Genomic DNA, 23394 nt, shown 5'->3' with positions numbered 1-23394 from the left:
AGACAGGCACGGACGTTGCCAGCGCTTCGGTTCTTGACCGACCGCGCACAGGGCGACGCCATTCAGGAGGAAATCATGTCCCAGCCCGGAGCGCCGCGCTGTCGCGCGGCTGCGTGCGCGGTTTTCACCGCCAGATCTTTTCGCCCGCTGACACCGCCATGGACAGCCAGACGCGCGGCCGGGGTCAGCCCGCTGCCCGGCCGGGAGCGTCGTGGCCTTCCGTCCGCCGGCCTTGCCCGCGCCTTCCACCCTGCCCTTCCCGCCGTCAGCGAGGCCCTGTCCCATGCTTGACGTCTCCCGTCCCGCCAAGCACCTCGCGCCCTATGGCGATGACGAAGCCCGCGCGGCGCCGTTTCTGCGTGTTACCGGCATCGACAAGCATTTCGGGAGCTTCAAGGCGCTTTCCAATGTGACGCTGGATGTGGAGGCTGGCGAGTTCGTCTGCTTCCTCGGTCCCTCGGGATGTGGCAAGTCGACGTTGCTGCGCATCATCGCCGGGCTTGAGCGCCAGAATGCGGGCACCATTCACAGCCTCGACCAGGACATTTCCGACCTGCCGCCAGCTCAGCGCCAGTTCGGCATCCTGTTCCAGTCCTACGCGCTGTTTCCCAATCTCAACGTGCGTGAGAACATCGTCTACGGGTTGCGCAACCGCAGGCTGGCGTCGTCGGATATCGATTCCCGATTGAACGAACTGCTTGAACTCATCGACCTGAAGGGCTCGGAGAAGAAATACCCGGCCCAGCTTTCCGGTGGTCAGCAACAGCGCGTCGCCCTTGCCCGCGCCATCGCCCCCTCCCCCCGGCTTCTGCTGCTCGACGAGCCACTGAGTGCGCTCGACGCCAAGGTTCGCGTTCATCTGCGCCAGCAGATCCGCGATTTGCAGCGGCGGCTGGGCCTCACCACCATCATGGTCACACACGACCAGGAAGAGGCGCTCAGCATGGCCGACCGCGTGGTCGCGATGCGCGATGGCGAGGTGGAGCAGATCGGGACGCCGACGGAGATCTACCACAGGCCGCGCAGCCTCTTCGTTGCCGGCTTCGTGGGAAAAATGAACATCCTGCCGGGGTATGTGAGCAACGGCCGGTTGACGGTCGGAAGCCTGAGTTTCCCCGTTCCCGCTCCCTATGACACGCCGGAAAACCAGGGCGACGTCATTGCCTGCCTGCGCCCCGAACAGCTTCGCCTGCGGGCGCTTACCGGCAGCGAGGCCGGCGATACCTTGCCGGCGCGGTTGACGCATCTCGAGTTTCTGGGCGCGTTCTGGCGGGCCAGCCTTGTCGTGCCCGCGCTTGGCGATGCCGAAGTGGTGGCGGACCTGTCGAGTCGCGACATGTCCGACCTGCCCGTGACGGTCGGCGACCGCGTGGGCGTCTGCCTGCCGCGCGAGCGTTGCGCGGTGTTCCCGGCTTCCCAGTCCGGGCAGATTCGCGAGGCGGCACAGCCATGACCGATCTCGCCACCAGCCCCGCTCCGGCGCTTCGCCCGGGTATCGACTGGGAGAAGGCATCGCGGCTCGTGACGGGCGTGCTGATGCTCACCATCGCGCTCGTCATCATCGTGCTGCCGCTCTATGCGCTGCTGTCGCAGAGCTTTGAAGATCATCAGGGCAATTTCGTCGGGCTGGCCAACTTCGTCAGTTACGCCACCGACCCGATCCTGCGGCAGTCGCTCATCAACAGCCTGTGGGTCGCTTCCCTGACGGTGGCGCTGGTGGTGCCGCTCGGCTTCCTGTTCTCCTACGCGCTCACCCGCAGCTGCATTCCGCTGAAGGGGGCCTTCAAGGGAATTGCCCTGCTGCCGATCCTTGCCCCGTCGCTGCTGCCAGCGATCGCGCTGATCTATATCTTCGGCAATCAGGGCTATCTGAAATGGCTGATGTTCGGCCACACCATCTATGGCCCGGTCGGCATCATCATGGCGCAGGTGTTCCACTGCCTGCCCTTCGTCGTGCTCATCATGACCACCGCGCTGGCGACTGCCGATGCGCGCCTTTATGAAGCCGCCGAGACGCTGAACACGTCGCGCTGGCGCATCTTCTGGACCATCACATTCCCCGGCGTGCGCTACGGCCTGATCAATGCGAGCTTCGTGGTCTTCACCACGGCCATCGTCGATTTCGGTATTGCCAAGGTTATCGGCGGCAAATTCAACATGCTCGCGGTGGATGTCTATCGACAGATCATCGGGCAGGCGAACTTCCAGATGGGCGCGGTGATCGGCGTCATCCTGCTGCTTCCCGCGGTTCTGACCTTCGTGGTCGAGCGCCTGACCTACAAGCACCAGACCTCGCAGCTAACTTCCCGGGCTGTCATGCTGCAGCCCACGCCCTCGCGCCTGTTCGACCGCCTCATGCTGGCGGTGGCGGTACTGATTTCCATACCGATCCTTGGCATCATCGGCACCGCCATCTTTGCGTCCTTCGTGACGCTGTGGCCGTACAATCTCTCCTTCTCCTTCGACAACTTCAATTTCGGCGCCTTCGATCCCGGCGGCTGGCTGTCCTATTGGAACAGTGTCGAGATGGCGGCGTGGACCGCGCTGTTCGGCACCGTCATGGCGTTCTGCGGGGCCTATCTCACCGAAAAGCACCGCAGGGGTTCGCGCGTGCTGCTGGGCTACCACATCGTCGCCATGGTGCCGCTGGCGGTGCCGGGCATCGTGCTCGGCCTCGGCTACGTGTTCTTCTTCAACCTGCCGAGCAACCCGCTCAACGTGCTCTACGGCACGATGGCGATCATGGTGATGTGCACCATCGGCCACTATTACACGGTGCCGCACCTTATGGCGCTGACCGCGCTGAAGCAGATCGACAATGAATTCGAGGCCGCTTCGCAGGCGCTCGGCGTGTCCTTCTGGACCACGCTGCGGCGGGTGACGATCCCGATCTCGATCCCCGCCATCATCGACATCGCCACCTTCTTCTTCGTCAACGCGATGACGACGGTTGCCGGCGTCATCTTCATCTACGCCTCGACCACCAAGGTCGCCTCGATAGCTGTGGTGGCGCTGAACGACACCGGCGATGACGGCGCCGCGTGCGCCATGGCCCTGATGATCCTCTACACCTCCGCAGGCGTGAAGCTGCTGCAGGTGCTCATCACCAAGGTCCTTCTACGAAGCCAGCAGCAATGGCGCTCCAGCCTGCGCGACGCCTGACACCGACCCACGACGCCTTCGCCCGCCAAATGATACGACCGCAACATGTCGAGACTGATATGAATCGTTTCACACCCCCTCCTTTTCGAGGCCCGCTGGCCGATCTCAAGGTGCTTGAGCTCGGCTCCGACATCTCCGTCGCCTTCGGTGCGCGCCTGCTCGCCGATCTCGGCGCCGAGGTGGTCAAGGTAGAGCCGCCGGAGGGCGATGCGCTGCGTGGCCAGGGGCCATTCACGCCGGGCGGTGAAAGCGCGCTCTTTGCCTATCTCAACTGTGGCAAGACGCTGGTAAGCCTTGACGGCGAAACGGCGGGAGGCTGGCATCTTCTCGGCGAACTCGCCGGACGGTCGGACCTCGTGATCGCCACCGACCGTGCGTTGCGCGGTGCCGCGCCTGATTGGGTTCAGCGTCCCGCCACGCTCGTCGTCTCGGCGCAGGGCCTGTCGGGACCGGGGACGGGCCGCCCCTCCTCCTCTTTCATTCAGCAGCATGCGAGCGGTTTCGCCTTCCATCAGGCAAGCCCGGTCACGGACCCGGAAGCAACGCCCCCCGTCGGCTGCGCGGATTGGGAGGGCGACATGGCCGGTGGCCTTGTCGTTGCCATTGCCGCGCTGTGGGCCGTCGAGGCCGCAGACGGCGCGCGGCCCGGGCCGCTGGTCGACCTTTCCCATGAGGATTTGCTGGTCTACATGCTGGTGGAGCCCTTCGCCGACTGGCAGGCGGGCATGGACGTGACCAACCGCCGGCGCGACCCCTCCAAGGGTCTCACCATCGCCGGGGGGCTCGTCTGGTATCTGCCCTGCGCCGACGGCGCGGTGATGGTGTCGCCGCGCGAGGACCATCAATGGGCACGCTGGTGCGAGGTGATGGGCCATCCCGGCTGGACGCGCGATGCCAGCCTGTGCGGCGACCGGGTCGTGCGCACCGGCAACGCCGCCCGGTTGCAGGAATTGATGGCTCAGTGGTCGACCACACAGCGCAACCGCGACGTGGTCGAGGCCGCCAAGCAGGCGCGCGTGGCCTGCTTTCCGGTCAGCACCCCGCGAGACCTCATCGAGAACGTACAACTCCGGGCCCGCCAGTTCTTCAACGATGTCCGCTTCGCCGACGGCACGGCGCTGCCGATGCCGGCCCTTCCCTTCCGCTTTGTCAGCCAGAGCGGCGACGAACTGGCGCGCGGCGGGGAGATGGCGGCACCCGCAAGGACCGGCGGGGGGCAGGCCCTGCTCGCCGCTCTCCTCGCCGAGAGCGGCATGACCGCCAAGCGTAGCGCCGTGGGAGGCCTGTGATGAACGAACTCGCCCTCGAAGGCATCCGCATCATCGATTTCAGCTGGGTCATGGCCGGCCCGATGACCACCAAGATGCTCGGCGCCATGGGCGCGGAGGTCATCAAGATCGAATCCTCCACGCGGCCGGAATTCTCCGTCCGCGACGGCATGTTCTCGGTGATCAACAACAATAAGCGGAGCGCCACGCTCAACATCACCACGCCCGAGGGGCAGGAACTGATCCGCGATCTCGTGCGCTCCAGCCATGTGGTGGTCGAAAACTTCTCCTCGCGCGTGTTGTCGAAATACGGCCTGTCCTACGACACACTGCGCGAGATCAAGCCGGACATCATCTTCGTGTCTGCCTCCGGTATGGGACGGACCGGGCCGGAGAAGGACCTTCTGGCCTATGGCTCGTTGCTGCAGGGCTATAGCGGCCGGGTCGGCATGATCGGCGAGCCCAATGCGGCATTGGAGGCGATGGGCATCCTGCCGGCCTGGACCGACCCGATCACCGCACTGTGGGAGACCACTGCCATCCTCGCCGCCATCCGTCACTGGCGGCGGAGCGGACAGGGCGCCTATGTCGACCTGTCCATGCTTGAGGCGACCGTCGCCCTGCTCCCCGAGGCACTGCTGCACGCCGCGCTGGGCCGCGATGTGCCGGAGGCGCGCAGCACGACCGAGACGGGCGCGGCGCCCTCCGGGTGCTTCCGATGCGCCGGCGACGACGCCTGGCTGGCGCTCTCGGTGCGGACGGATGAGGAATGGCGGGGCCTGTGCCGTGTCATGGCCGAGGCCAATCTCGACAGCCAGCCCTTCGCGGCGACGGCGGAGGAGCGCCTGGCGGCCAAGGACGAGATCAATAACCGCGTCGCCGCCTGGTTGCGCACGCGCGACGCGCGCGCCATCGAGGTCGCCTTGCAGGCAGAGGGCGTGCCGGCCTCGCGCTCGCGCCACATGGCGGACATTGTCGCCGATCCGCACATGCGCGAGCGCGCCATGTTCGGCGAGATCGACGGCAAGGTGCAGATGGCCACCCTGCCCTGGCTCACCGAGGATGGTTGGCGCGGCGCCTTCGCGCCGACGCCGGCTATCGGACAGGACAATGATTACGTGTTCGGCACGCTTCTCGGCCTTTCCGCCGAGCGCCGTGCCGCACTCGCCGAGGCCGGCACGATCCGCTAAGGCGGCGTCCGGCAACCAAACCAGAAAGATCCGCCTCAAGGCGGGCGTCATGGGCGATGGAAACAAGGAGGAAAAGATGCGTAGGTTTGCTTGCTTGCTCTCTACCGCTGCCGCGACGGCTCTCGTCGTCGGCATGGCCGGCCCCGCAGCGGCGAAGACCCAGCTGACGGTCTATTCGACGCTGCAAAAGGAAGTGCTGACCCCTTACGAACAGGCCTTTGAGAAGGCCCACCCGGACATCGATATCACCTGGGTGCGCGATGCCGGCGGCGTCATTCACGCACGCCTGCTTGCCGAGCGCGCCAATCCGCGCGCCGACGTGCTCTTCGGCGTTCCGGTAACGAACATCGTGTCGCTGGCGCGCGACGGGCTCATCGAGCCGTATGCGCCGAAAGACTACATGAACCTTCAGCCGATGTTCCGGGACAAGAACGACCCGCCCTTGTGGACCGGGCTCGAAATGTACCTGAACATCGTGTGCTTCAACACGGTGGAGGCCGAGAAGCGGGGTATTCCCAAGCCCAAGACCTGGGCTGATCTGGCGGATCCGATCTATAAGGGCCAGATCGCGATGCCGAACCCGACCATGAGCAACACCGGCTATGGTTATGTGCATAGCTGGATCCAGAAACTGGGCGACGAGAAGGCCTGGGCGTTCCTCGACAAGCTGCACCAGAACGTCTCGGTCTACACCAACTCCTCGTCGACCCCCTGCAAATACGCGGCGACGGGCGAGTATGTCATCGGGCTCTCGACCGACCTGACAGGCCCGTTCCTGAAGACCAAGGGCGCGCCGATCGACCTGCTCGTTCCTAGCGACGAGACAGCATGGGACATCGAATCGACCGCGATGGTGAAGGGCAGCCGCAACCCGGAAGCCGCCAAAGTGCTTATCGACTGGGGCGCCAGCCGTGAGGCACATGAGCTGTTCAACAAGTATTACGGCTCTGTCGGCATGGATGGCATCAATGGTGGCCCGCCGAACTCCATTCCGGATGGAGCGAAGAAGGCGCAGGACTACAGCGTCGAATGGTCGATCGACAACCGCACGCCGATCCTGACCGAATGGGCGAAGCGCTACGATTCCAAGTCCGAGCCGAAGTCTAACTGATCTGGTTCGGCGCAAGTCGATGGCGTAACTCCATGGGGCCCCGGCATGCCGGGGTCCTTTTCTTTGGGTGGTCGGGTTCCCGACCCGAGGGAGCTAAGCACCTATGGACCACGCCTCAGGCGCCATCGACGCCTTCCTGCGCTCGCGCGCTTCCCGCCCGCACTGGCACCCGGTTGCAGCTGAATTTCGCCCCCGCGACATGGGCGAGGGCTACCGGCTCCAGCACCGTCTTCACGCGGCGCTGGCGTTGCAGGGCGTGAACCTGGTGGGCTACAAGATCGGTTGCACCTCGACGGCGGGGCAGCGCAGCTTCGGCCTCGACGAGCCGGTCTATGCCGGCATCTTCGACACCACCCGCGCCACCACACTGCGCGAGGCGCTGGCCATCCCTCTGATCGCCCCGATGGTGGAATGCGAAATCGCCTTCGTCATGGGTGTTTGCCTCGACGGCGGGTCGGACCTCTCCGACGAGGCCCTGGCCGCCGCCGTCGCGACCGCGCATGTCGCCTGCGAGGTCGTCGATGCGCGCTATGGCGTCCCGCCGGCCGATATCGGCGCGCCGACGCTGCTGGCTGACGATTTTCTCCATGCCCGCTTTGTGCTCGGGCCGCCCATGCCGGAATGGCGCGCACTACCGCTCGGCGCGCTCTCCGGCGCCATCGAAATCGACGACGCCACATATGCCGGCAGCACCGCCGAGGTGCTCTCGCCTTTCGAGGCGCTAGGCTGGCTGGTGCGCAAGCTGACCGCCAATGGCGAGCGACTTGAGGCCGGCGCCACCGTGCTCACCGGCTCGCTGGTCGTGCCAACCCCGATCCACCTGCCGGCACGCCATGTCGCGATCGCGGTCGAGGGATTCGGGCGGCTCACCTTGGCGGATTGAGCCGCGCCGTCAGGGCATGAAGGCGGGCGTCTTCGCCGGGCGACCGTCCAGCACGGCCAATACGTTGTCGACGCACAGCCGCCAGGCGGATTGCCGGCTTTCCACGGTGCAGCCCGCCATGTGCGGTGAGAGCACCACATTGGACATGGCGAACAGGGCCTCCGGCACGAGCGGCTCGAATTCGAAAACGTCCAACCCCGCCCCGCCGAGATGGCCGCTTTCGAGCGCGGCGACGAGGTCGTCATTCTTCACCACAGGACCGCGGGCGACATTAATGAGGATGGCGCCTTGTTTCATCCGTTCCAGTCGTTGTGCGTCGATCAGATGGCGGGTCGAGGTGTTGAGCGGGCAGTGGAGCCCGACGACGTCCGACGTGGCCAGCAGTTCGTCGAGCGGCAGCCAGCCCTCTTCGCCCGTGTCGGTGGGTGAATGGTGGCTCACGTCCATGCCGAACGCACGCACACGCTGCGCCACCTGCCGGCCGATGGCGCCGTAGCCGACGACGCCATAGCGCTTGCCGGCAAGTGACACGCCGTCCCAGCGCCCGCCCGGCATCCATCCTTCGGCCTGCCATCGCCCGGAGCGCACATAGGCGTCGGCCTCGATCAGACGCCGGGTCAGCGCGAGCAGCAGCCCCACCGTGTGCGTCGCCGTATCGGCGGAGTAGGCGTCGGGGCAGTTGGTGCCGATCACGGCCCGCTCGCGCATCGCCGCCACGTCCATATTGTCGAAGCCGGCCGCAGCATTCGCCACGAGCCTCAGGTGCGGAGCGGCGTCCAGCAGCGCGGCGTCGATCTTCAGTTCGTTCTGGTTGATGATCGCGGTTGCGTCCCGCAGATGGGCGAGAACCTCGTCGCGACGCATGGCCTTGGCCGGATGATCGCCGAGGACGACGGTGGCGACCTTGCGGATCTCGTCGACCAGAGCCTCGGGCAGCCGGCTTGTTAGGATGACCGTATCGCCTCTCATGGCGCCTCTCCATTTAAGCGATCGGACCGATCGGGGCCACATTGGCCAGCATGTTCGGCGAGAGCTGGCTCAGGGCCGATACGCCGAGCAGCCCCATGGCGCGGTCGATCTCATCGCGAAAAAGCTCCAGCACATGGGCGACACCAGCCTCGCCCCCCACCGCGAGAGCCCACAGGTAGGGCCGCGCGATGAAGCAGGCGGACGCTCCCAGCGCCAGCGCCTTGACGACATCGGTGCCCCGCCTGATTCCACCGTCCAGCAGCACCGGGATGCGGCTATCGACGGCTTCTACGACAGCGGGCAGTGCCTCTATCGAGCTTACCGAATGGTCGAGCTGACGGCCGCCATGGTTGGAGACGACCACGCCGTCCAGGCCTCGCGCCACCGCCTCCGCCGCCTCGGCGGGGTGCAGCACGCCCTTAAGGATGAGCGGGCCCTTCCAGATGCGGCGCAGATCGTCGACATCCGCCCAGGTCATCGCCGGGTCGAACATGTCGTGCATGCGCGCCGCCAGCGACGCTATGTCGGAGGGCTGCCCTTCGCGCCGGTAATTGCCAAAAGTCAGCGTGGGCAGCTCGCGCCTCATGCGCAGCAGCCAGGGGATTTTGGTTGCCATGGCCAGCGTGTCCGCCGCACCGAAGCGCGGGGGAATGGTGAAGCCGTTGCGCAGGTCGCGGTCCCGCTTGCCGTGCAACTGGTTGTCGATCGTCAGCACCAGCGCCTTGTAGCCCGCCGCCGCTGCGCGCTCGGCGAGTTCACGGGTAAAACCACGATCACGATAGATAAACACCTGCATCAGGCGGTTCGGCGCCCCGGTGGCGGCGATGTCCTCCAGCGTGCAGACGGAGCCGTGACTGGCGCAGTAGGCGGTGCCGGCGTTGTTCGCGGCGCGCACCGCCAGCTGTTCGGCGCCCGGCCAGAACAGGCCAGCGAGGCCGGTGGGGCCAATCATCACCGGCATGGAAAGGTCCATTCCGAACAGCCGGCACGACTGATCGCGGACAGCAGCCCCGTCGAGCGGGCGTGGCAGGAAAGCGTAGCGACCGAACGCCGCCTCGTTGCGGCGCAGGGTCTGTTCATCCTCCGCACCGCCATCGGAAAAGTCGAACACCGGACGCGGCAGCGCGCGGCGGGCCATGAGACGCAGGGCCGGGACGCTGATCGCCTCGCGCCGGAGCCTGGGGGCGAGAGCGGGGCGCGCATCTGGGTGATTGCTGGCTGACATGGGGATGATCCTTGGGGGCGGGAGCCGCGCCTGGCGATGGCGTCAGCTCTCCTCCTGGAAAGCGACTTCGCGGGTTCGCCGGAAGGCGGGAAGCAACACCAGCACGAGACACCCCGCCGCAACCGCCAGCAGCACCGCACTGATCGGCCGGGTGACGAAGATGGCGGGGTCGCCATAGGAGACCTGCATGGCGCGGCGCAGATTCTCTTCCATCAGCGGCCCGAGCACGAAGGCGAGCAGCAGCGGCGCCGGCTCGCAATGCCACTTGATGAACATGTAGCCGAAGAAACCGAAGACCATCAGCAGCATGACGTCGAGCACGCTGTTGTTCACGGTGAACACGCCGATGCAGCAGAAGACGAGGATCATCGGGTAGAATAGGTGGTAGGGCACGCGCAGGAGTTGGGTCCACAGGCCGATCAGCGGCAGGTTGATGACCACCAGCAACAGGTTGCCGACGAACATCGAGGCGATAAGTCCCCAGAAGATCTCCGGGTTATTGGTGATAACCCGCGGCCCTGGCTGGATGCCGTGGATGAGCAGTGCACCGGCCATCAGCGCCATAAGCGCATTGGAGGGAATGCCGAGCGTCAGCAGGGGAATGAACGAGGTCTGCGCCCCGGCATTATTGGCCGCCTCCGGCGCGGCAACGCCCTCAACCGCGCCCTTGCCGAAGCGTTCGGGCTGCTTCGACACCTTTTTCTCGAAAGTGTAGGCCGCGAACGAACTCAGCATCGCGCCGCCTCCGGGGAGGATACCGAGAATGCAGCCGATGAACGTGCCGCGCGTCGCGGCCGGCCAGGAGCGGCGGAAATCTTCGCGCGAGGGCCACAGGTCCCGCACCTTGGTCTGCATCACCGACTGGTGGTGGCCATTCTCGATGTTGCGGATGATCTCGCCGACCCCGAACAGGCCCATGGCCAGCGGAATGAAGCCGATGCCGTCGAACAGGCCGGGTATGCCGAAGGCCATGCGCAGCGCGCCGGAATCGACATCCGTGCCGACGCAGCCCAGCAGCAGGCCGAGCACGATCATCCCCAGTGCCTTCAGCACCGAGCCGTGCGCCAGAACGATTGCGGCGATGAGGCCGAGCACCATCAACGAGAAATACTCGGCCGGGCCGAACATCAGCGCGAGCTGTGAGATGGGCGGTGCGAACAGCGTGATGACGAGAGTGGCGAAGACGCCGGCAAACAGCGAGGCCAGCGCCGCCACCGCGAGGGCGGGGCCCGCCCTGCCCTTGCGCGCCATCTGGTGCCCGTCGAGGCAGGTGACGACCGACGAGTTCTCGCCCGGCAGGTTGAGAAGGATGGCCGAGGTAGAGCCGCCATACTGGGCGCCGTAATAGATGCCCGCCAGCATGATGAGCGCCGACACCGGCTCCAGATAGAAGGTAATCGGCAGAAGGATGGCGATGGCGGAAAGCGGCCCGATGCCGGGGAGCACGCCGATAAGCGTGCCGACCAGCGTGCCGATGAGGCAGTACAGCAGGTTGGCCGGCTGCAGCGCGATCGAGAATCCGTGAAAGAGCGAGACGAAGCTGTCCATCAGTACACGTACCCCCAGGGCCAGATGCGCAGCGGCAGGCCGAGGCCTACGCGGAAGACAAGCACCACGAAGGCTGCCATGCCCGCCGCGACCAGCACCGCCTCAATCGGGCGGGTCTCGCGGCGCGCGAGGCAGGAAACGAGCACGGTTCCCATCACGGCGACCACGCTGCCCAGGCGGTCGATCGTGGCGGCAAAGAAGCCGATGCTCGCCAGAACGAAAAAGATCTGGCGCGGGAACCACCGCTCGAAGGGCGAGCCCTCCTTCAGCATCCCTTGGGCGATGATGGCGAGACCGAAGCCGATCTCGATGACGGCAAGGGAGCGCGGGAAAAAACCGGGTCCCATGGCGTCGAGCGTGCCGGGCTTGAGCGGCCAGGCCAACACAAGCGCGAAAACCGAGATGGCGATGAGAACCAGCCCCACCATCACGTCGTTGAGGTTTTTTATCGGAGGCATGGCCAGTCCACCGGGATGCGGAACGGCCGCTACAGGCCGCTCCGTCCGAGGGTGATTTCCGGAGGCGATTGCCTCCGGGACACGTTCGACGTCGCTCGTGGATCGACCGAAACGGATGGTGCCCATCCGTCTCCAAAAGTCACTCCACCAAATTAGTGCTTGTGGACCGACCGGGTCGCGACATCAGGAATCCGAATGTCGCGGTCGGACCATCCGGACGTCAGAGCGAAATCTTCGCTTCGCGTACGACTTCCTCGACGATGCCCTGCCAGTTGGCGAGAAACGCCGTGAAGTCCGCCGTCGAGCTGCCGACCATGATCGTCCCCTGTGCCGCCAGCTTGTCATAGGCGGACGGCATCTTGGCGGCCTTCGCCACCGCCGCCTGCATCTGCTGGACGATATCGGCGGAGACGCCGGCGGGGGTGAAGATGCCACCCCAATCGGCATGGTTGGCCTTGGGCAGGCCGAGCTCGGCAAGGGTCGGCACGTCGGGAAACTGCTCCAGCCGCGTGTCGTTGCCCACCGCCAGCAGCCGCACCTTGTCGGCCTGGATCATCGGCGTGAGGGTGGAGACATTGAGCACGGCGAGGTCGAGTTGGCCGCCCACCACGTCGCGGGCGATTTCGGGAGCAACCCGGTAGGAGATGTTGCGGAACTTCACGCCGCCATAAAGCTGGATCGCCTCCGCGACGATGTGCGGAACGCCGCCTATGCCGGAGGTGCCGTAGCGGATGCGATCGGGATTGGCCTTGGCGTAGGCCATCAGCTCCTCAAAGGTCTTCCACTGGGAATCCTTCGCCACCGAAATGGTTTCGGGGTATTTCACCATCTGGGTGACGGGCTGGAAATCCTTCTCGAAGTTGATCGGCAGGTCCTTCATCAGCAGCGGTGTGACAAGCTGCTGCAGGCCGTTCATCAGGAAGGCGTAGCCATCATGGGGCAGGCTGAGAACGGCCTGCGCCGCGACCAGCGAATTGCCGCCGGTGCGGTTCTCAACCACCATCGGCTGCTTCAGGACTTCCGAGACGGCCTGATAGGTGACGCGCGTGGCGATGTCACCACCGCCGCCCGGCCCGAAGCCGGTGACGACCTGTACTGGCCGGGTGGGCCAGGCGGCGCCGGCTGATTCCTGCGCACCGAGGCGCCCGGCGGCCAGCACAACGGGTGCGGCCAAGGCGAATTTGAGTGCGTCGCGCCTGTCGATCTTCGGCATTCGTTCCTCCCACATGCTGGCTGAAGGCGCGCTCTGCGGCGCGCTGGGCGCGAGACGGCGGCGCTCTCCAACGAGCCCCGCCGCGTTTCGCGCCATTGCCAGTATCGAAGACCATGAAAAGACGCTTGTCAATCAATCTGTCGACACATTGAAGTCATTCAGTATAATTGGTCCTGCGGCGGGCGGCGTGGCTCACGCGCGTCAACGTTACGTTTGTTTGCACTGCGGTATAAGGCTTGGGGTTGTGACTGCCGTGTCGGGTGGCGGTGCCGTTTCGCATTTCCATTTATGTCGACACTCGATAACCTCCCGCCATCCACGGGTTAGGCCTTCAGGAGCGTGCAATGAGGATAGCGGCCCTTCATACCCACATCCTTGAAGCGGAGCTGACGCAGCCTTTCGGATGGTCGTTCGACAGCGCCCGCAGTCGCGGGGCGTGCATCGTCGAGATCGTCACCGACACCGGCCTCATTGGCTGGGGCGAATGCTACGGCCCGGCGCGGATGAACGCGGCGGTGATCGAGGGCTTTCGCCGGCATCTGCTCGGCGCCGACCCGATGGCGGGCGAGGTACTTTGGCAGGTGCTCCACAGCCGCTTTCGCGATTATGGCCAACGCGGGCTCGTCATTTCGGCCCTCAGCGGCGTCGACATCGCGCTGTGGGACCTGCGTGGCAAGGCGTTGGGCGTGCCGGTACACCGCCTCATGGGCGGGCCGCTCCGCACGCGGGTGCAAGCCTATGCGACCGGCACCTATCGGCTGGAACAGGGCGATCCGCTGGACTATGTGGTCCGCGAGGTTCGCGGTTACGTCGACGAGGGATTCCAGGCGGTGAAGCTCAAGATCGGCCTCGATCTGGAGGAAGATATCGCGCTCATCCGGGCGACGCGGGCCGCCATCGGTCCGGAGCGCGAAATGATGCTGGACGCCAATCACGGATTTGACGCTCTCGACGCCATCGCCCTAGGCCGCTGCGTGGCTGACCAGAACATTTCGTGGTTCGAGGAGCCGGTGATCCCCGAGGACCTCGCCAGCTATCGCGAGGTGAAGGCCGGCCAGCCCATTCCGGTCGCGGGCGGTGAATGCACGGCGACGCGCTGGGGATTTCTCGACATCCTGACCACGCGGGCGATGGACATCATCCAGCCCGACACGGCCGCCGCCGGGGGGCTGACGGAATGCAAGAAGATCGCCGACATGGCGGCGGCCTTCGGCATTCGCTACATCCCGCATGTCTGGGGCACCGGCATCGGGCTGGCAGCAGCGCTGCAACTGCTCGCGGTGCTGCCCCACACCCCTCCCCGCCATACCCCGCGCGAGCCATTGCTGGAGTTTGACCGCTCGGAGCACCCGTTCCGCCAAGCCGTGCTTGCCGAGCCGATCGAGCATGTGCGGGGTTGGGTCGACATTCCGACCCGTCCGGGCCTCGGCGTCGAGATCGACCGCGCCGCCCTTCGGCGCTTTTCCGCCGCCTGAGTTTCTCGGTGCGGCTATGATGCCTTTCCCAGGAGATCTTCATGCCGTCAGTGCAAGACCACGTCGTCCTCGTCACCGCCGCCGGACAGGGCATCGGGAGAGCCATCGCGAGTGGGTTCATCGCGGCCGGCGCGCGCGTCTGGGCGACAGATATCAATGACGGCGCTCTTGCGGGCCTTGAAGGCGCGCGGGCATGCCGTCTCGACGTGCGCGACACCGACGCGATCGCGGCCATCGTCGCCGAGATCGGCCGCGTCGACATCCTCGTCAACGGCGCCGGCTTCGTCCATGCCGGCTCGGTGCAGGACTGCACGCCGGAGGATCTGGACCTCGCCTTCGACCTCAACGTAAAGTCGATGTACCGCACCATCCGCGCGGTGCTGCCCGGCATGCTGGAGCGCGGAGATGGCGCGATCATCAACATCGCCTCGGTGGCGAGCAGTCTCAAGGGCGTGCCCAACCGCTTCGCCTATGCCACCACCAAGGCCGCCGTCATCGGCCTCACCAAATCGGTCGCGGCCGATTATGTGGGGCGCGGCATACGCTGCAATGCTATTTGCCCCGGCACGGTGGAGAGCCCCTCGCTGGAGAACCGCCTGCGCGCTCTCGGCGATTATGAGGCCGCCCGTGCCGCCTTCATCGCCCGCCAGCCCATCGGCCGCATCGGGCAACCGGAAGAGATCGCCGACCTCGCCGTATATCTCGCCGGCGCGACCTTCACCACCGGCGCGGTCCACATCATCGACGGTGGCTGGTCGATGTAGCGTGCGGGTGCGGTCGCCGCCGGAAGGGCAGCGACCGCCCCCTCACTCATGCCTTCGTCTTGGCGTCGTCCAGCCTGGGCCTGGGCAGCTTTGGCTGGTAGCCGCGACGGTAGAGCATGATGGTGCGCCGGAAGGTGATGATGACCTTGCCATCCTGGTTGAAGCCGGTGGTCGACACCTTCACGATGCCGACGCTCTCGCGCGATTTCGACAGGCGCTTCTCCAGCACTTCCGACTGCGAATAAATGGTGTCGCCCTCAAAGACGGGGTTGGGCAGGCGGATTTCGTCCCAGCCGAGATTGCCGAACACGTTCTGCGAGAGGTCGGAGACGCTCTGCCCCATCACCGTCGCCAGCGTGAGCACCGAATTGACCAGCGGCTTGCCGAACTCGGTCTGCGCAGCATAGTGATGATCGAAGTGCACCGGCGAGGGCGCACCCATCAGCAGGGTGAACCAGGAGTTGTCGCAGGAAAGCAGTGTGCGCCCGATCTGGTGTGGGTAGACGTCGCCGACCTCGAAATCCTCGTAGAAGCGTCCCTGCCAACCGATTTTTTCTGCCATTCTGGCCTCCTTGTCGTTGAACCGTTTGTCATGCGATGGACTTCGTCGTCGCAGCCGCACCGCGCGCGAACTCGGCGCGTATGGCGGCACTGTCGGCGCCGAGCGCCGGCACCTTGCTGCCCGAGGCGACGGGCCGCCCCGCCGGCCGTGGCATCTCGACCCGCTCGCCGCCCGGCATCTCGACAGAGATGCGGCGCAATGCCGGGTGAACCGAGAGATCGTGCAGCGTCGACACCCGCGCCCAGGCGATCTGGCCCGCCTCCAGCCGCTCGATCATCTCCGCGCAGCCATGGGGCGTGAAAACCGCATGGACCGCGGCGTCGAGCGCGTCGCGGTTCTGCACCCGTGCCCAGTTGTCGATGAAGCGCGGGTCCTTCGCGAGATCGGGAAGGCGCAGCACATGAGAGCAGAAACGCACCCATTCGGCGGTCGACTGGATCGACACCACGATGTCGCCATCGGCGCAGTGATAGGGCCGATAGGGGTAGACCGAGGCGTGCGATAGCCCGAAGCGTGCCGTCTCCACGCCCATATAGTCGTAGTGCAGCAGCGGCAGCGACATCCACTCGGCCATGGCGTCGAACATGGCGACCTCGATGGCCTGCCCGTGCCCGGTGCGCTCGCGCTGGAGCAGTGCCTCCAGCACCGCGCAATAGGCATTCGTGCCGGTGCCGATATCGGCGATTGAGATTCCGACCTTGGAAGGCACATCCGGCGTGCCGGTCACGGCGCAGATGCCGCTTTCCGCCTGCACCAGCATGTCGTAGGCGCGCTTGGCCGCGTGGGGCGTGCCGCGCCCATAGCCCATGATGTCGACGATGATCAGGCGTGGAAACTCCGCGATGAGCTGGGCGGCGCCGAGCCCCAGCCGGTCGCTGGCGCCGGGGGCGAGGTTCTGGACGAAGACATCGGCCTGCGACAGCATCGCCTTCACGAGGGCGAGATCGTCGGCGTCCTTGAGATTGAGGACGACGCTCTCCTTGCCGCGGTTCAGCCAGCCGAAGGCGGCCGAGGTGCTGCCCAGCGCCGTGTCGTAGTCGCGCGCCCGGTCCCCCTCGCCGGCTTCGATCTTGATGACGCGCGCGCCCGCATCGGCGAGCCGCATCGAGCACAGCGGTCCCGCGACCGCCTGGTCGATCGACACCACGAGAAGGCCGCTGAGGGGGCCAGCTGGCGAGGCATCGGCGGAGAGGCTGGGCATGGCGGAAGGCTCCGTTGTCATTTCTGCTGCCCCGCGACCTTGTCGAGGCCGACCAGCCGATCGAGAAGGAGGACGAGGATGAGGGCGATGTAGATGGTGCCGGCGGACACCGCCGCGATCATCGGATCGACCGAGTACTGGACGTAGTTGAAGACCTTCACGGGGATCGGCGATTGCGCGATCACGGTGTTGAAAATGCTGACCTCGACATCGATCCAGCTCATGATCAGGCCGAACAGGCAGCCGGCGATGATGCCGGGCTTGATCAGCGGCAGGGTCACAAGGAAGAAGGTGGAAAAGCCCGAAGCGCCGAGGTCCTGCGCGGCTTCCTCCAGCGACGTGTCGAAGCCCTCAAGCGAGGCGAGCGTGGTGCGCACGATGTAGGGCAGTATGATCACGACATGGCCGACCAGCATCGCCTCGAAGCTGCGGGCGAAGCCAAGCGTGCCGGATATCTGCAGCACCCCGACGCCGATGATGATGGCGGGAAGGATCAGCGGCGACAGGAACAGATTGCCCAGCATCTGCGCGCCGGGCAGCCGGCCACGCTTCAGCACCAGCGCCGCCGGCACGCCGAGCAGGAAGCCGATCAGCGTCGAGCCGAAGGCCAGCCGTCCGCTCAGCAGGATCGCGTCGACATAAGAAGGGTCGGCCAGGAAACGCTGATACCAGTTCAGCGTGAAGCCGACAGGAGGAAAGGCGAGATATTCCGTCGTGGTGAAGGAAATGGCGATGACCACGGCCAGCGGCAGCACCAGATAGACCAGCACCGCCCAGGCGATGATCGAAATGAGCAGCGGCCCGGCAGCGTCGCGGGCGCGGTTGAGCCGACGGCGGTTCATGGGGACGCCCTCCGTCCCGGCCGGCGTTCCAGTAGAAGCGTGTAGGCGACGATGAGCGCGAAACTCGCCACCAGCAGCACAACGGCGATAGCGCTGCCGAGGTACGGATTGAACACCAGCATGAACTGGTCGTAGATCAGCATCGACGACACCACCGAGCGCCCGCCGCTCATGATGCGCGGCGTCACATAGCTCGAAATGCTGAGGGTGAAGACGATGAGCGTGCCGGCCACGATGCCGGGCGCGCTGAGCGGCAGCGTCACCTTCAGAAAAGTGCTGAAAGCGGTGGCCCCGAGGTCCCGTGCGGCTTCGCGCAGGGCGCCGTTCATGTTCTGCAGCACGCTGGCGATGGCCAGCACCATGAAGGGCAGCATGACGTAAATCATGCCGATGATGATCGCGATCTCGGTCGACAGCAGCCGCAGCGGCCGGTCGACGATGCCGAGCCACATGAGCGTCTCGTTCACCAGCCCCTCGCGTCCGAGCAGCACGATCCAGCCGAAGGAGCGCACTATGTTCGAGGTGAACAGCGGCATCAGGATCAGGATGAAACACAGCCGCCGCACGGCGCGTCGGCGCTCGATCAGGCTCATGTAATAGGCCAGCGGATAGCCAAGGATCAGCGTGGCGACGCAGGTCACGAGCGCGATCCAGAATGTGTAGCCGAGCACGCGCCAGTAATAGCTGTCGCCGAGGACGAGGGCGTAATTCTCCAATGTGAGCTCCCCCTCCCGATTGGAGAAGCTGTCGACCACGACCATGCCAAGCGGCGTGATGAAGAAGACCACCAGATAGATCAGCGGGATGCCGAGCAGGATTGCGGCCCAGAAGCGGTTGATGTGCATCGCTTAACCCGTCAGCACGCGGGCGGCCTCGCGCGCCCAGCCGATGCGGACTTGCGCGCCGGTGCGCAGGGCATCGTTGGGGCCGGCACCCGCCTGCTGGATGACGATCGACTGGCCGCTCGCCGTTCTCACGAACAGCCGTGTGGCGTTGCCGATGAACACGCGATCGGTCAGCGTGCCGGACAGGCCGACACCGCCGTCCGGCGCGGCACCGATGCGGATCTCCTCCGGCCGAATGAGCAGGGTCGGGGCGCTGGCGCCATCCGGCGCGAGATAGGGCAGCAGTTCGGTCTCGCCGACGATGCGCAAGGCGCCGTCCGCAGAAGCCTCCAGCGGCAGCAGATTGGCCTCGCCGATGAAGTCGGCGACATAGCGGTTCGCCGGCCGGGCGTAGATGTCTTCTCCCGTGCCGATCTGGGCGATGCCGCCATCCTGCATGACGACGATGCGATCGGCCATGACGAGGGCTTCTTCCTGATCGTGTGTCACGAACAGGAAGGTGATGCCGAGCTTCTGGTGCAGATGCTTCAGTTCCATCTGCATGCGCTTGCGTAGCTTGAGATCCAGCGCGCCCAGCGGCTCGTCGAGCAGCAGCACCTTCGGCTTGTTGGCGATGGCTCGGGCGAGCGCGACGCGCTGCTGCTGTCCGCCGGAAAGCTGCGCCGGCAATCGGTCGGCATAGGCGGCCATCCCGACGGTTTCGAGCGCCGGATCGACAATGGCGGCGATGCCCGCCTTATCGACGCCGTTGCGGCGCGGGCCGAAGGCGACGTTGTCGCGCACGGTGAGATGGGGGAACAGCGCGTAGTTCTGGAACACCATGTTCACCGGCCGCCGGTTCGGCGGTTCGTTGGCCATGGAGTGGCCGCCGATGGCGATCGTGCCTGTGTCGATGTCGACAAAGCCCGCAATGGCGCGCAGCAGGGTGGTCTTGCCACAACCGGAAGGCCCGAGGAGAGCGACGAACTCGCCCTCCTCGATATCCAGCGACACGCCCTTCAGCACCTGCAGCGACCCATAGCTCTTGGTCACGCGGTCAATGGCGATCAGCGGCATGGGCTCACCTCCGGGCGGTACGACACACAGGCTCAGCGACGGCCGAGCACGTCGCGGTTCCAGGCGTCGACGATCTCCTGCCGATTTGCGTTGATCGCGTTGGCGTCAGAGAAGCGCAGGTCCTTGATCGAGCCGTTCGGTCCCCAGGGAAGACGTGCCCTGGCCTTTTCGCTGAGTTCTATGTCCTTGACCGACGGACCGTAGAAATAGTTCTCGACGAAGCACTTCTGGGCATCGCTGGTCAGGGCGTGGTTTATGAAGGCATAAGCGGCCTCGGACGGCTTGATGAGATGCAGCCGCGTGCCGGAGGCGAGGCCGCCTTCCTTCGGGATGGTGAAGCCGACCTTGAACGGGTTCGCATCGGCCAGCGACCAGACCGCGCCGCTGTCCAGCACGCCGATGATGGCTTCCTTGCGCGACAGGATGTTGCTGGCATTACCGCCGGAGTCGTAATAGGCGGCGACTTCCAGTTCCTTCATCTTGTCGACGCCGGGCTTCAGATTGTTCACGCCGCCGCCGAGCAATTCGGCGACATAGACCAGCATGGGCGGCCCGGAACCATCAGACATGGAGGGCCAGGTCGACAGGCCCTCATATTCGGGCTTCCACAGGTCGAACCAGGAGGTTGGCGCCTGCTTGACCTCGTCTTCATTGTAGACGATGCCGACCGAGTAATAATAATCGTCCAGCCCGGTAATCTTGCCATCCTTGTTCTTGTGGACGGCCTCCGGGATGATGTTGGCGATGTTTGGCACCTGGGCCGGATCGATGTCCTGGAAGACGCCTTCCGCTTCCGCCGCCTGCGAGACCTCGCCATCCAGCCAGATCACGTCGAGCGATTGGTTTCCCTTCTGCTGCTTCAGCTTGGCAACCGTGACCGACGATACGCCCTGATCCACCGTGACCTTGATGCCGGTCTTGGCGGTGAAGGTATCGATCACGCATTTCTGCAGCGTCTGGCCATGCTTGCCGCCAAAGGCCGCAACCACCAGCGATTCCTGCGCGCCGGCCGGCCCGACGGCGAGAGCGGCCAGGAAAGTTCCACTGAGGAGATAGGAAAGGCACCGGGTCATGACGTTCCTCCCATGAATGTTCTTTTCGTTTGCAGGCGCATTCAAGCGGATTGCAATCGGTCTCGTCAACCCATCTGTCGACAGATTGCCGATGTTCGTTGAGCGCGTGAGCGAAAGACAAGATGAGGTGCGCGTGCTGCACGCCCCGCCAACATTCCAAGGTCCGATTTAAAAACCGGTAGTTACGACATTTTTCGATCACCGAGCTGCGGCTATTGGCCCGACAGGCAAGGCCGGAATAGGGCGCCGTGTTCGGCGGTGGATCGGCGCCTCATTCAATTATGTCGACATAAATTCCTGTCAGGCACGATACGACAGCCTGCCGGATGGGCTGTGCCGGAACCTCGTACCGAGGCGCTTCCGCGCCGATCCTGTCGACAGGATCAATCGCGAGCCTGTACATTGACGCCGGAAGCCCGGCCGAGTCCGTCGACGGGCGCAGCGGCTGAAGGCGACCCTTTCCTTGACGACAACGACCTTCGAGCGCGCCGATTCCTGGATCGCGACGCCCCCGTCCAGCCAGTCTGAATCCTTTCTCAGCGCCGTGCTGGTGGTCCGCCGCATCGTCGCCGAACATCACGATCGCCCGTCGCTTGTCTCGCGCGTGGCCTGCGAGGTCGGCGCGGAGATCATCGAGAACGTCCGGCACAGCGGCGAGGACCTCAGCTCGGTCGAGCTCGCGGAACGCTACGAGACCAGCCGCACGCCGATCCGCGAAGCCTTGCTGCTGCTGGAGAAGGAAGGGCTGGTCCGCATCCCCCAACGCCGGCGTCCGCATGTGGCGGTGCTGGACATTGCCGAGGTGCGAGAAATTTACCGCGTGCGCGCGGTGCTCTTCGGTGCGGTGGCTTCCGATGCGGCGACGCTGCGCACGCCCGAGGACCTCGCCGCCCTGCGCGAGTTGCTCGCCCGGCTCAGCACCGCTCATGACGCGCAGGATCTCTCCGCCTATCTCTGGGCGAATGTCGAGTTCTACAACCGGCTTACCATTGCCGCGCACAACGCTACCGCCAAGCGCATTCTCGATTCCCTGCTGCTGCGGACCCTGCGGCTGCGCCGGCTCTCCCTCTCTCAGCCGACCCGGCGCGAGAAGTCGATGGCACATCACGTCCAGCTCATGAGCGCGATCGAGGAACAGGATGCGCCGCTCGCCGACGTCCTCATCCGCTCCAACCATTTGCATGCGCTGGCCGTGCTGGAACAGATCTACGCCGATGGCGGCGTCCCCTCGCCCATGCGCTCGCGCCGCCGACGGCGCCAGGCGGCCGCGGCGACGGAGTAGCGGAATGGGCGGCGGGGTGCCCCGGGCGGCTCAGGCCTCGCCTTCGATCGGCACCAGGAAGCGGCCATCCTCGATGCGCTTGACGCCGTCGACATAGAGCGTCGGCTCCAGGATGACGCCGTCCATATGGATCTTCGACATGATGGAGCCGCCGACATCGACATTAGTGCCGAGGCCGAAATGCATCGTGCCCATGATGTTCTTGTCCTCGCGCTGAATGCCGCGAATGACCGCCTTGGCATTGACGCCGACCGAGGCCTCGGCCGGGCACATATAGGCATTATCGTCGCCATAGGTGGCGAGGAAGTCGCGCAGGATGCGCGCATCGGCGCCGCCGTCGATGCTCACCACCCGGCCGTTCTCAACGGTCAGTTCGATCGGTGAGCCGAGCTTGCCGAGATGGTGCATGGTCAGGTCGATCACCAGCTTGCCATTGGCCGTGCCCTCGATGGGGGCCACGTTAAACTCGCCGGTGGGGTAGAGGTAGTAGTAGAGCTTGCCGGCCGGCCGGTTCTCGTCCTTCTGGAAATTGATGATCTTGTAGGGATCGAAGCTCTCGCCGGGCAGCGGCGGAATCCAGATCATGTTCTCGACGCTGTAGGTGAAGTCGGTGCCGAAGCGCGACGTCACACGGCAGGTCTTGGCGCCCTCCCCGAACACATTCTTGCCGACATAATGCTTGCGCACGGCAATCTGCTTCATGTCGTCGGCAATGGCGCCGGACTGCAGCCATTCCAGCCGCATGCCGCCATCGAGGCAAATGGAGGGAATGCCGGCTTCCATGGAGCGCAGGCTGGCGGCGCAGTGGAGCATGCCGGTGGACGAGCACAGGATGTTCACGTCCGACTTCATCATCGCCTCGCACACGGCGGCCGGCGGGTCGTAATAATCGGCGGGGCGGCGGCCGAACAGGCAGAGCGTCGCGTCCGCCTCGATGTCTGCCAGAATGGTCATGATCGCCTGCCACACGCGGGGGTCATGCTCGGTGTCTGACAGCACGAGCACGCGCTGCCCCTTCGTGATGTTGCGCACCAGCGGGCGGCGCAGATGTTCCAGCGTGCCTGTGATCAGGCCACTCACTCCCGACATTTTTCTCTCCTCACTGCCGCGCGGCGCGCTGCGGCTTGAATGAAAATAGTGTCGACATTTTTATAATTGAGGTCAAGGGGCGCGCAGTCGGCAGAGGGGGGTGATCGTTCTTTGCCATGTTCCTATAAGGCATAAGCGCCAAAGGGTGACGCTGGCAGACGACGCGCGCGAGTGAGAG

21 protein-coding genes are annotated in these 23394 nt (G+C 65.2%); 9 read left to right on the top strand and 12 right to left on the bottom strand.

What is annotated here, in order from left to right:
- Positions 1-283: 283 nt before the first annotated feature.
- The 6 genes from EV667_RS11615 to EV667_RS11590 all read left to right on the top strand — a co-directional run bounded on the left by EV667_RS11615 (position 284) and on the right by EV667_RS11590 (position 7614).
- The gene (locus EV667_RS11615) at positions 284-1453 is read left to right on the top strand and encodes a putative 2-aminoethylphosphonate ABC transporter ATP-binding protein (protein ID WP_131835502.1); all 1170 of its coding nucleotides are present in this window, start codon (positions 284-286) and stop codon (positions 1451-1453) included.
- Positions 1450-3162 carry a putative 2-aminoethylphosphonate ABC transporter permease subunit gene (locus EV667_RS11610; protein WP_131835501.1) on the top strand — a complete coding sequence of 571 codons (1713 nt, stop codon included), beginning with the start codon at positions 1450-1452 and terminating at the stop codon, positions 3160-3162. Before EV667_RS11615 ends, EV667_RS11610 begins: the two co-directional genes overlap by 4 nt.
- 59 nt (positions 3163-3221) lie before the next feature.
- Positions 3222-4451: a CoA transferase gene (locus tag EV667_RS11605; protein ID WP_165901605.1), complete on the top strand. Its 1230-nt coding sequence runs from the start codon at positions 3222-3224 to the stop codon at positions 4449-4451.
- Positions 4451-5620, top strand: coding sequence for a CaiB/BaiF CoA transferase family protein (locus EV667_RS11600; RefSeq protein ID WP_131835499.1), 1170 nt, complete (start codon positions 4451-4453; stop codon positions 5618-5620). The genes EV667_RS11605 and EV667_RS11600 overlap by 1 nt, the downstream gene beginning before the upstream one ends.
- A 76-nt stretch (positions 5621-5696) precedes the next feature.
- On the top strand, positions 5697-6731 hold the full coding sequence (locus tag EV667_RS11595; RefSeq protein ID WP_131835498.1) for an extracellular solute-binding protein: 1035 nt from the start codon (positions 5697-5699) through the stop codon (positions 6729-6731).
- 103 nt (positions 6732-6834) lie between these two features.
- Positions 6835-7614, top strand: a complete 780-nt coding sequence (locus EV667_RS11590; RefSeq protein ID WP_131835497.1) for a 2-keto-4-pentenoate hydratase — start codon at positions 6835-6837, stop codon at positions 7612-7614.
- Between the two features lie 9 nt (positions 7615-7623).
- Here the strand turns inward: EV667_RS11590 and EV667_RS11585 are convergent, their stop codons facing one another.
- The 5 genes from EV667_RS11585 to EV667_RS11565 all read right to left on the bottom strand — a co-directional run bounded on the left by EV667_RS11585 (position 7624) and on the right by EV667_RS11565 (position 13027).
- Positions 7624-8583: a 2-hydroxyacid dehydrogenase gene (locus tag EV667_RS11585; protein WP_165901604.1), complete on the bottom strand. Its 960-nt coding sequence runs from the start codon at positions 8581-8583 to the stop codon at positions 7624-7626.
- Between the two features lie 13 nt (positions 8584-8596).
- Entirely contained in the window at positions 8597-9808 is a 1212-nt protein-coding gene (locus EV667_RS11580; protein ID WP_131835495.1) for an alpha-hydroxy acid oxidase, read from the bottom strand.
- Between the two features lie 42 nt (positions 9809-9850).
- Positions 9851-11356 (bottom strand): tripartite tricarboxylate transporter permease, encoded by a 1506-nt coding sequence (locus EV667_RS11575; protein ID WP_131835494.1) that lies wholly within the window; start codon positions 11354-11356, stop codon positions 9851-9853.
- Positions 11356-11940 (bottom strand): tripartite tricarboxylate transporter TctB family protein, encoded by a 585-nt coding sequence (locus EV667_RS11570; RefSeq protein ID WP_131835493.1) that lies wholly within the window; start codon positions 11938-11940, stop codon positions 11356-11358. The genes EV667_RS11575 and EV667_RS11570 overlap by 1 nt, the downstream gene beginning before the upstream one ends.
- Before the next feature lie 94 nt (positions 11941-12034).
- A complete protein-coding gene (locus tag EV667_RS11565) occupies positions 12035-13027 on the bottom strand; it encodes a Bug family tripartite tricarboxylate transporter substrate binding protein (protein WP_165901603.1) in 993 nt (330 codons plus the stop codon).
- Positions 13028-13371: 344 nt separating this feature from the next.
- Here EV667_RS11565 and EV667_RS11560 point away from each other — a divergent pair, with 344 nt between their 5' ends.
- Entirely contained in the window at positions 13372-14502 is a 1131-nt protein-coding gene (locus tag EV667_RS11560; RefSeq protein ID WP_131835491.1) for a mandelate racemase/muconate lactonizing enzyme family protein, read from the top strand.
- Between the two features lie 41 nt (positions 14503-14543).
- Complete coding sequence (locus EV667_RS11555; protein WP_131835490.1) at positions 14544-15266, top strand: SDR family oxidoreductase; 723 nt, start codon at positions 14544-14546, stop codon at positions 15264-15266.
- Between the two features lie 46 nt (positions 15267-15312).
- Here EV667_RS11555 and EV667_RS11550 read toward each other — a convergent pair whose 3' ends face one another.
- From EV667_RS11550 to EV667_RS11525, 6 genes are read right to left on the bottom strand one after another with little or no spacing between them, the layout of a single operon-like run.
- Positions 15313-15828, bottom strand: coding sequence for a MaoC family dehydratase (locus EV667_RS11550; protein WP_131835489.1), 516 nt, complete (start codon positions 15826-15828; stop codon positions 15313-15315).
- Between the two features lie 28 nt (positions 15829-15856).
- Positions 15857-17029: a CaiB/BaiF CoA transferase family protein gene (locus tag EV667_RS11545; RefSeq protein WP_131835488.1), complete on the bottom strand. Its 1173-nt coding sequence runs from the start codon at positions 17027-17029 to the stop codon at positions 15857-15859.
- Positions 17030-17046: 17 nt separating this feature from the next.
- A complete protein-coding gene (locus EV667_RS11540; protein ID WP_131835487.1) occupies positions 17047-17871 on the bottom strand; it encodes an ABC transporter permease in 825 nt (274 codons plus the stop codon).
- Positions 17868-18716: an ABC transporter permease gene (locus tag EV667_RS11535; protein ID WP_131835486.1), complete on the bottom strand. Its 849-nt coding sequence runs from the start codon at positions 18714-18716 to the stop codon at positions 17868-17870. The genes EV667_RS11540 and EV667_RS11535 overlap by 4 nt, the downstream gene beginning before the upstream one ends.
- A gap of 3 nt (positions 18717-18719) precedes the next feature.
- Positions 18720-19772: an ABC transporter ATP-binding protein gene (locus EV667_RS11530; protein WP_131835485.1), complete on the bottom strand. Its 1053-nt coding sequence runs from the start codon at positions 19770-19772 to the stop codon at positions 18720-18722.
- 32 nt (positions 19773-19804) lie between these two features.
- The gene (locus EV667_RS11525; protein WP_131835484.1) at positions 19805-20845 is read right to left on the bottom strand and encodes an ABC transporter substrate-binding protein; all 1041 of its coding nucleotides are present in this window, start codon (positions 20843-20845) and stop codon (positions 19805-19807) included.
- 463 nt (positions 20846-21308) lie between these two features.
- Between EV667_RS11525 and EV667_RS11520 the strand changes: the two genes are divergently transcribed.
- Positions 21309-22127, top strand: coding sequence for a GntR family transcriptional regulator (locus EV667_RS11520; RefSeq protein WP_131835483.1), 819 nt, complete (start codon positions 21309-21311; stop codon positions 22125-22127).
- A 30-nt stretch (positions 22128-22157) separates the two neighbouring features.
- On the opposite strand, the gene EV667_RS11515 is transcribed toward EV667_RS11520, so the two are convergent.
- Positions 22158-23216 (bottom strand): aminopeptidase, encoded by a 1059-nt coding sequence (locus EV667_RS11515; protein WP_131835482.1) that lies wholly within the window; start codon positions 23214-23216, stop codon positions 22158-22160.
- Between the last annotated feature and the right edge of the window lie 178 nt (positions 23217-23394).

Source organism: Ancylobacter aquaticus, from assembly GCF_004339465.1.
Classification (GTDB): domain Bacteria; phylum Pseudomonadota; class Alphaproteobacteria; order Rhizobiales; family Xanthobacteraceae; genus Ancylobacter; species Ancylobacter aquaticus.
Note: the sequence above shows the minus strand (reverse complement) of the source record. Positions and strands in the feature narration are given on the sequence as shown.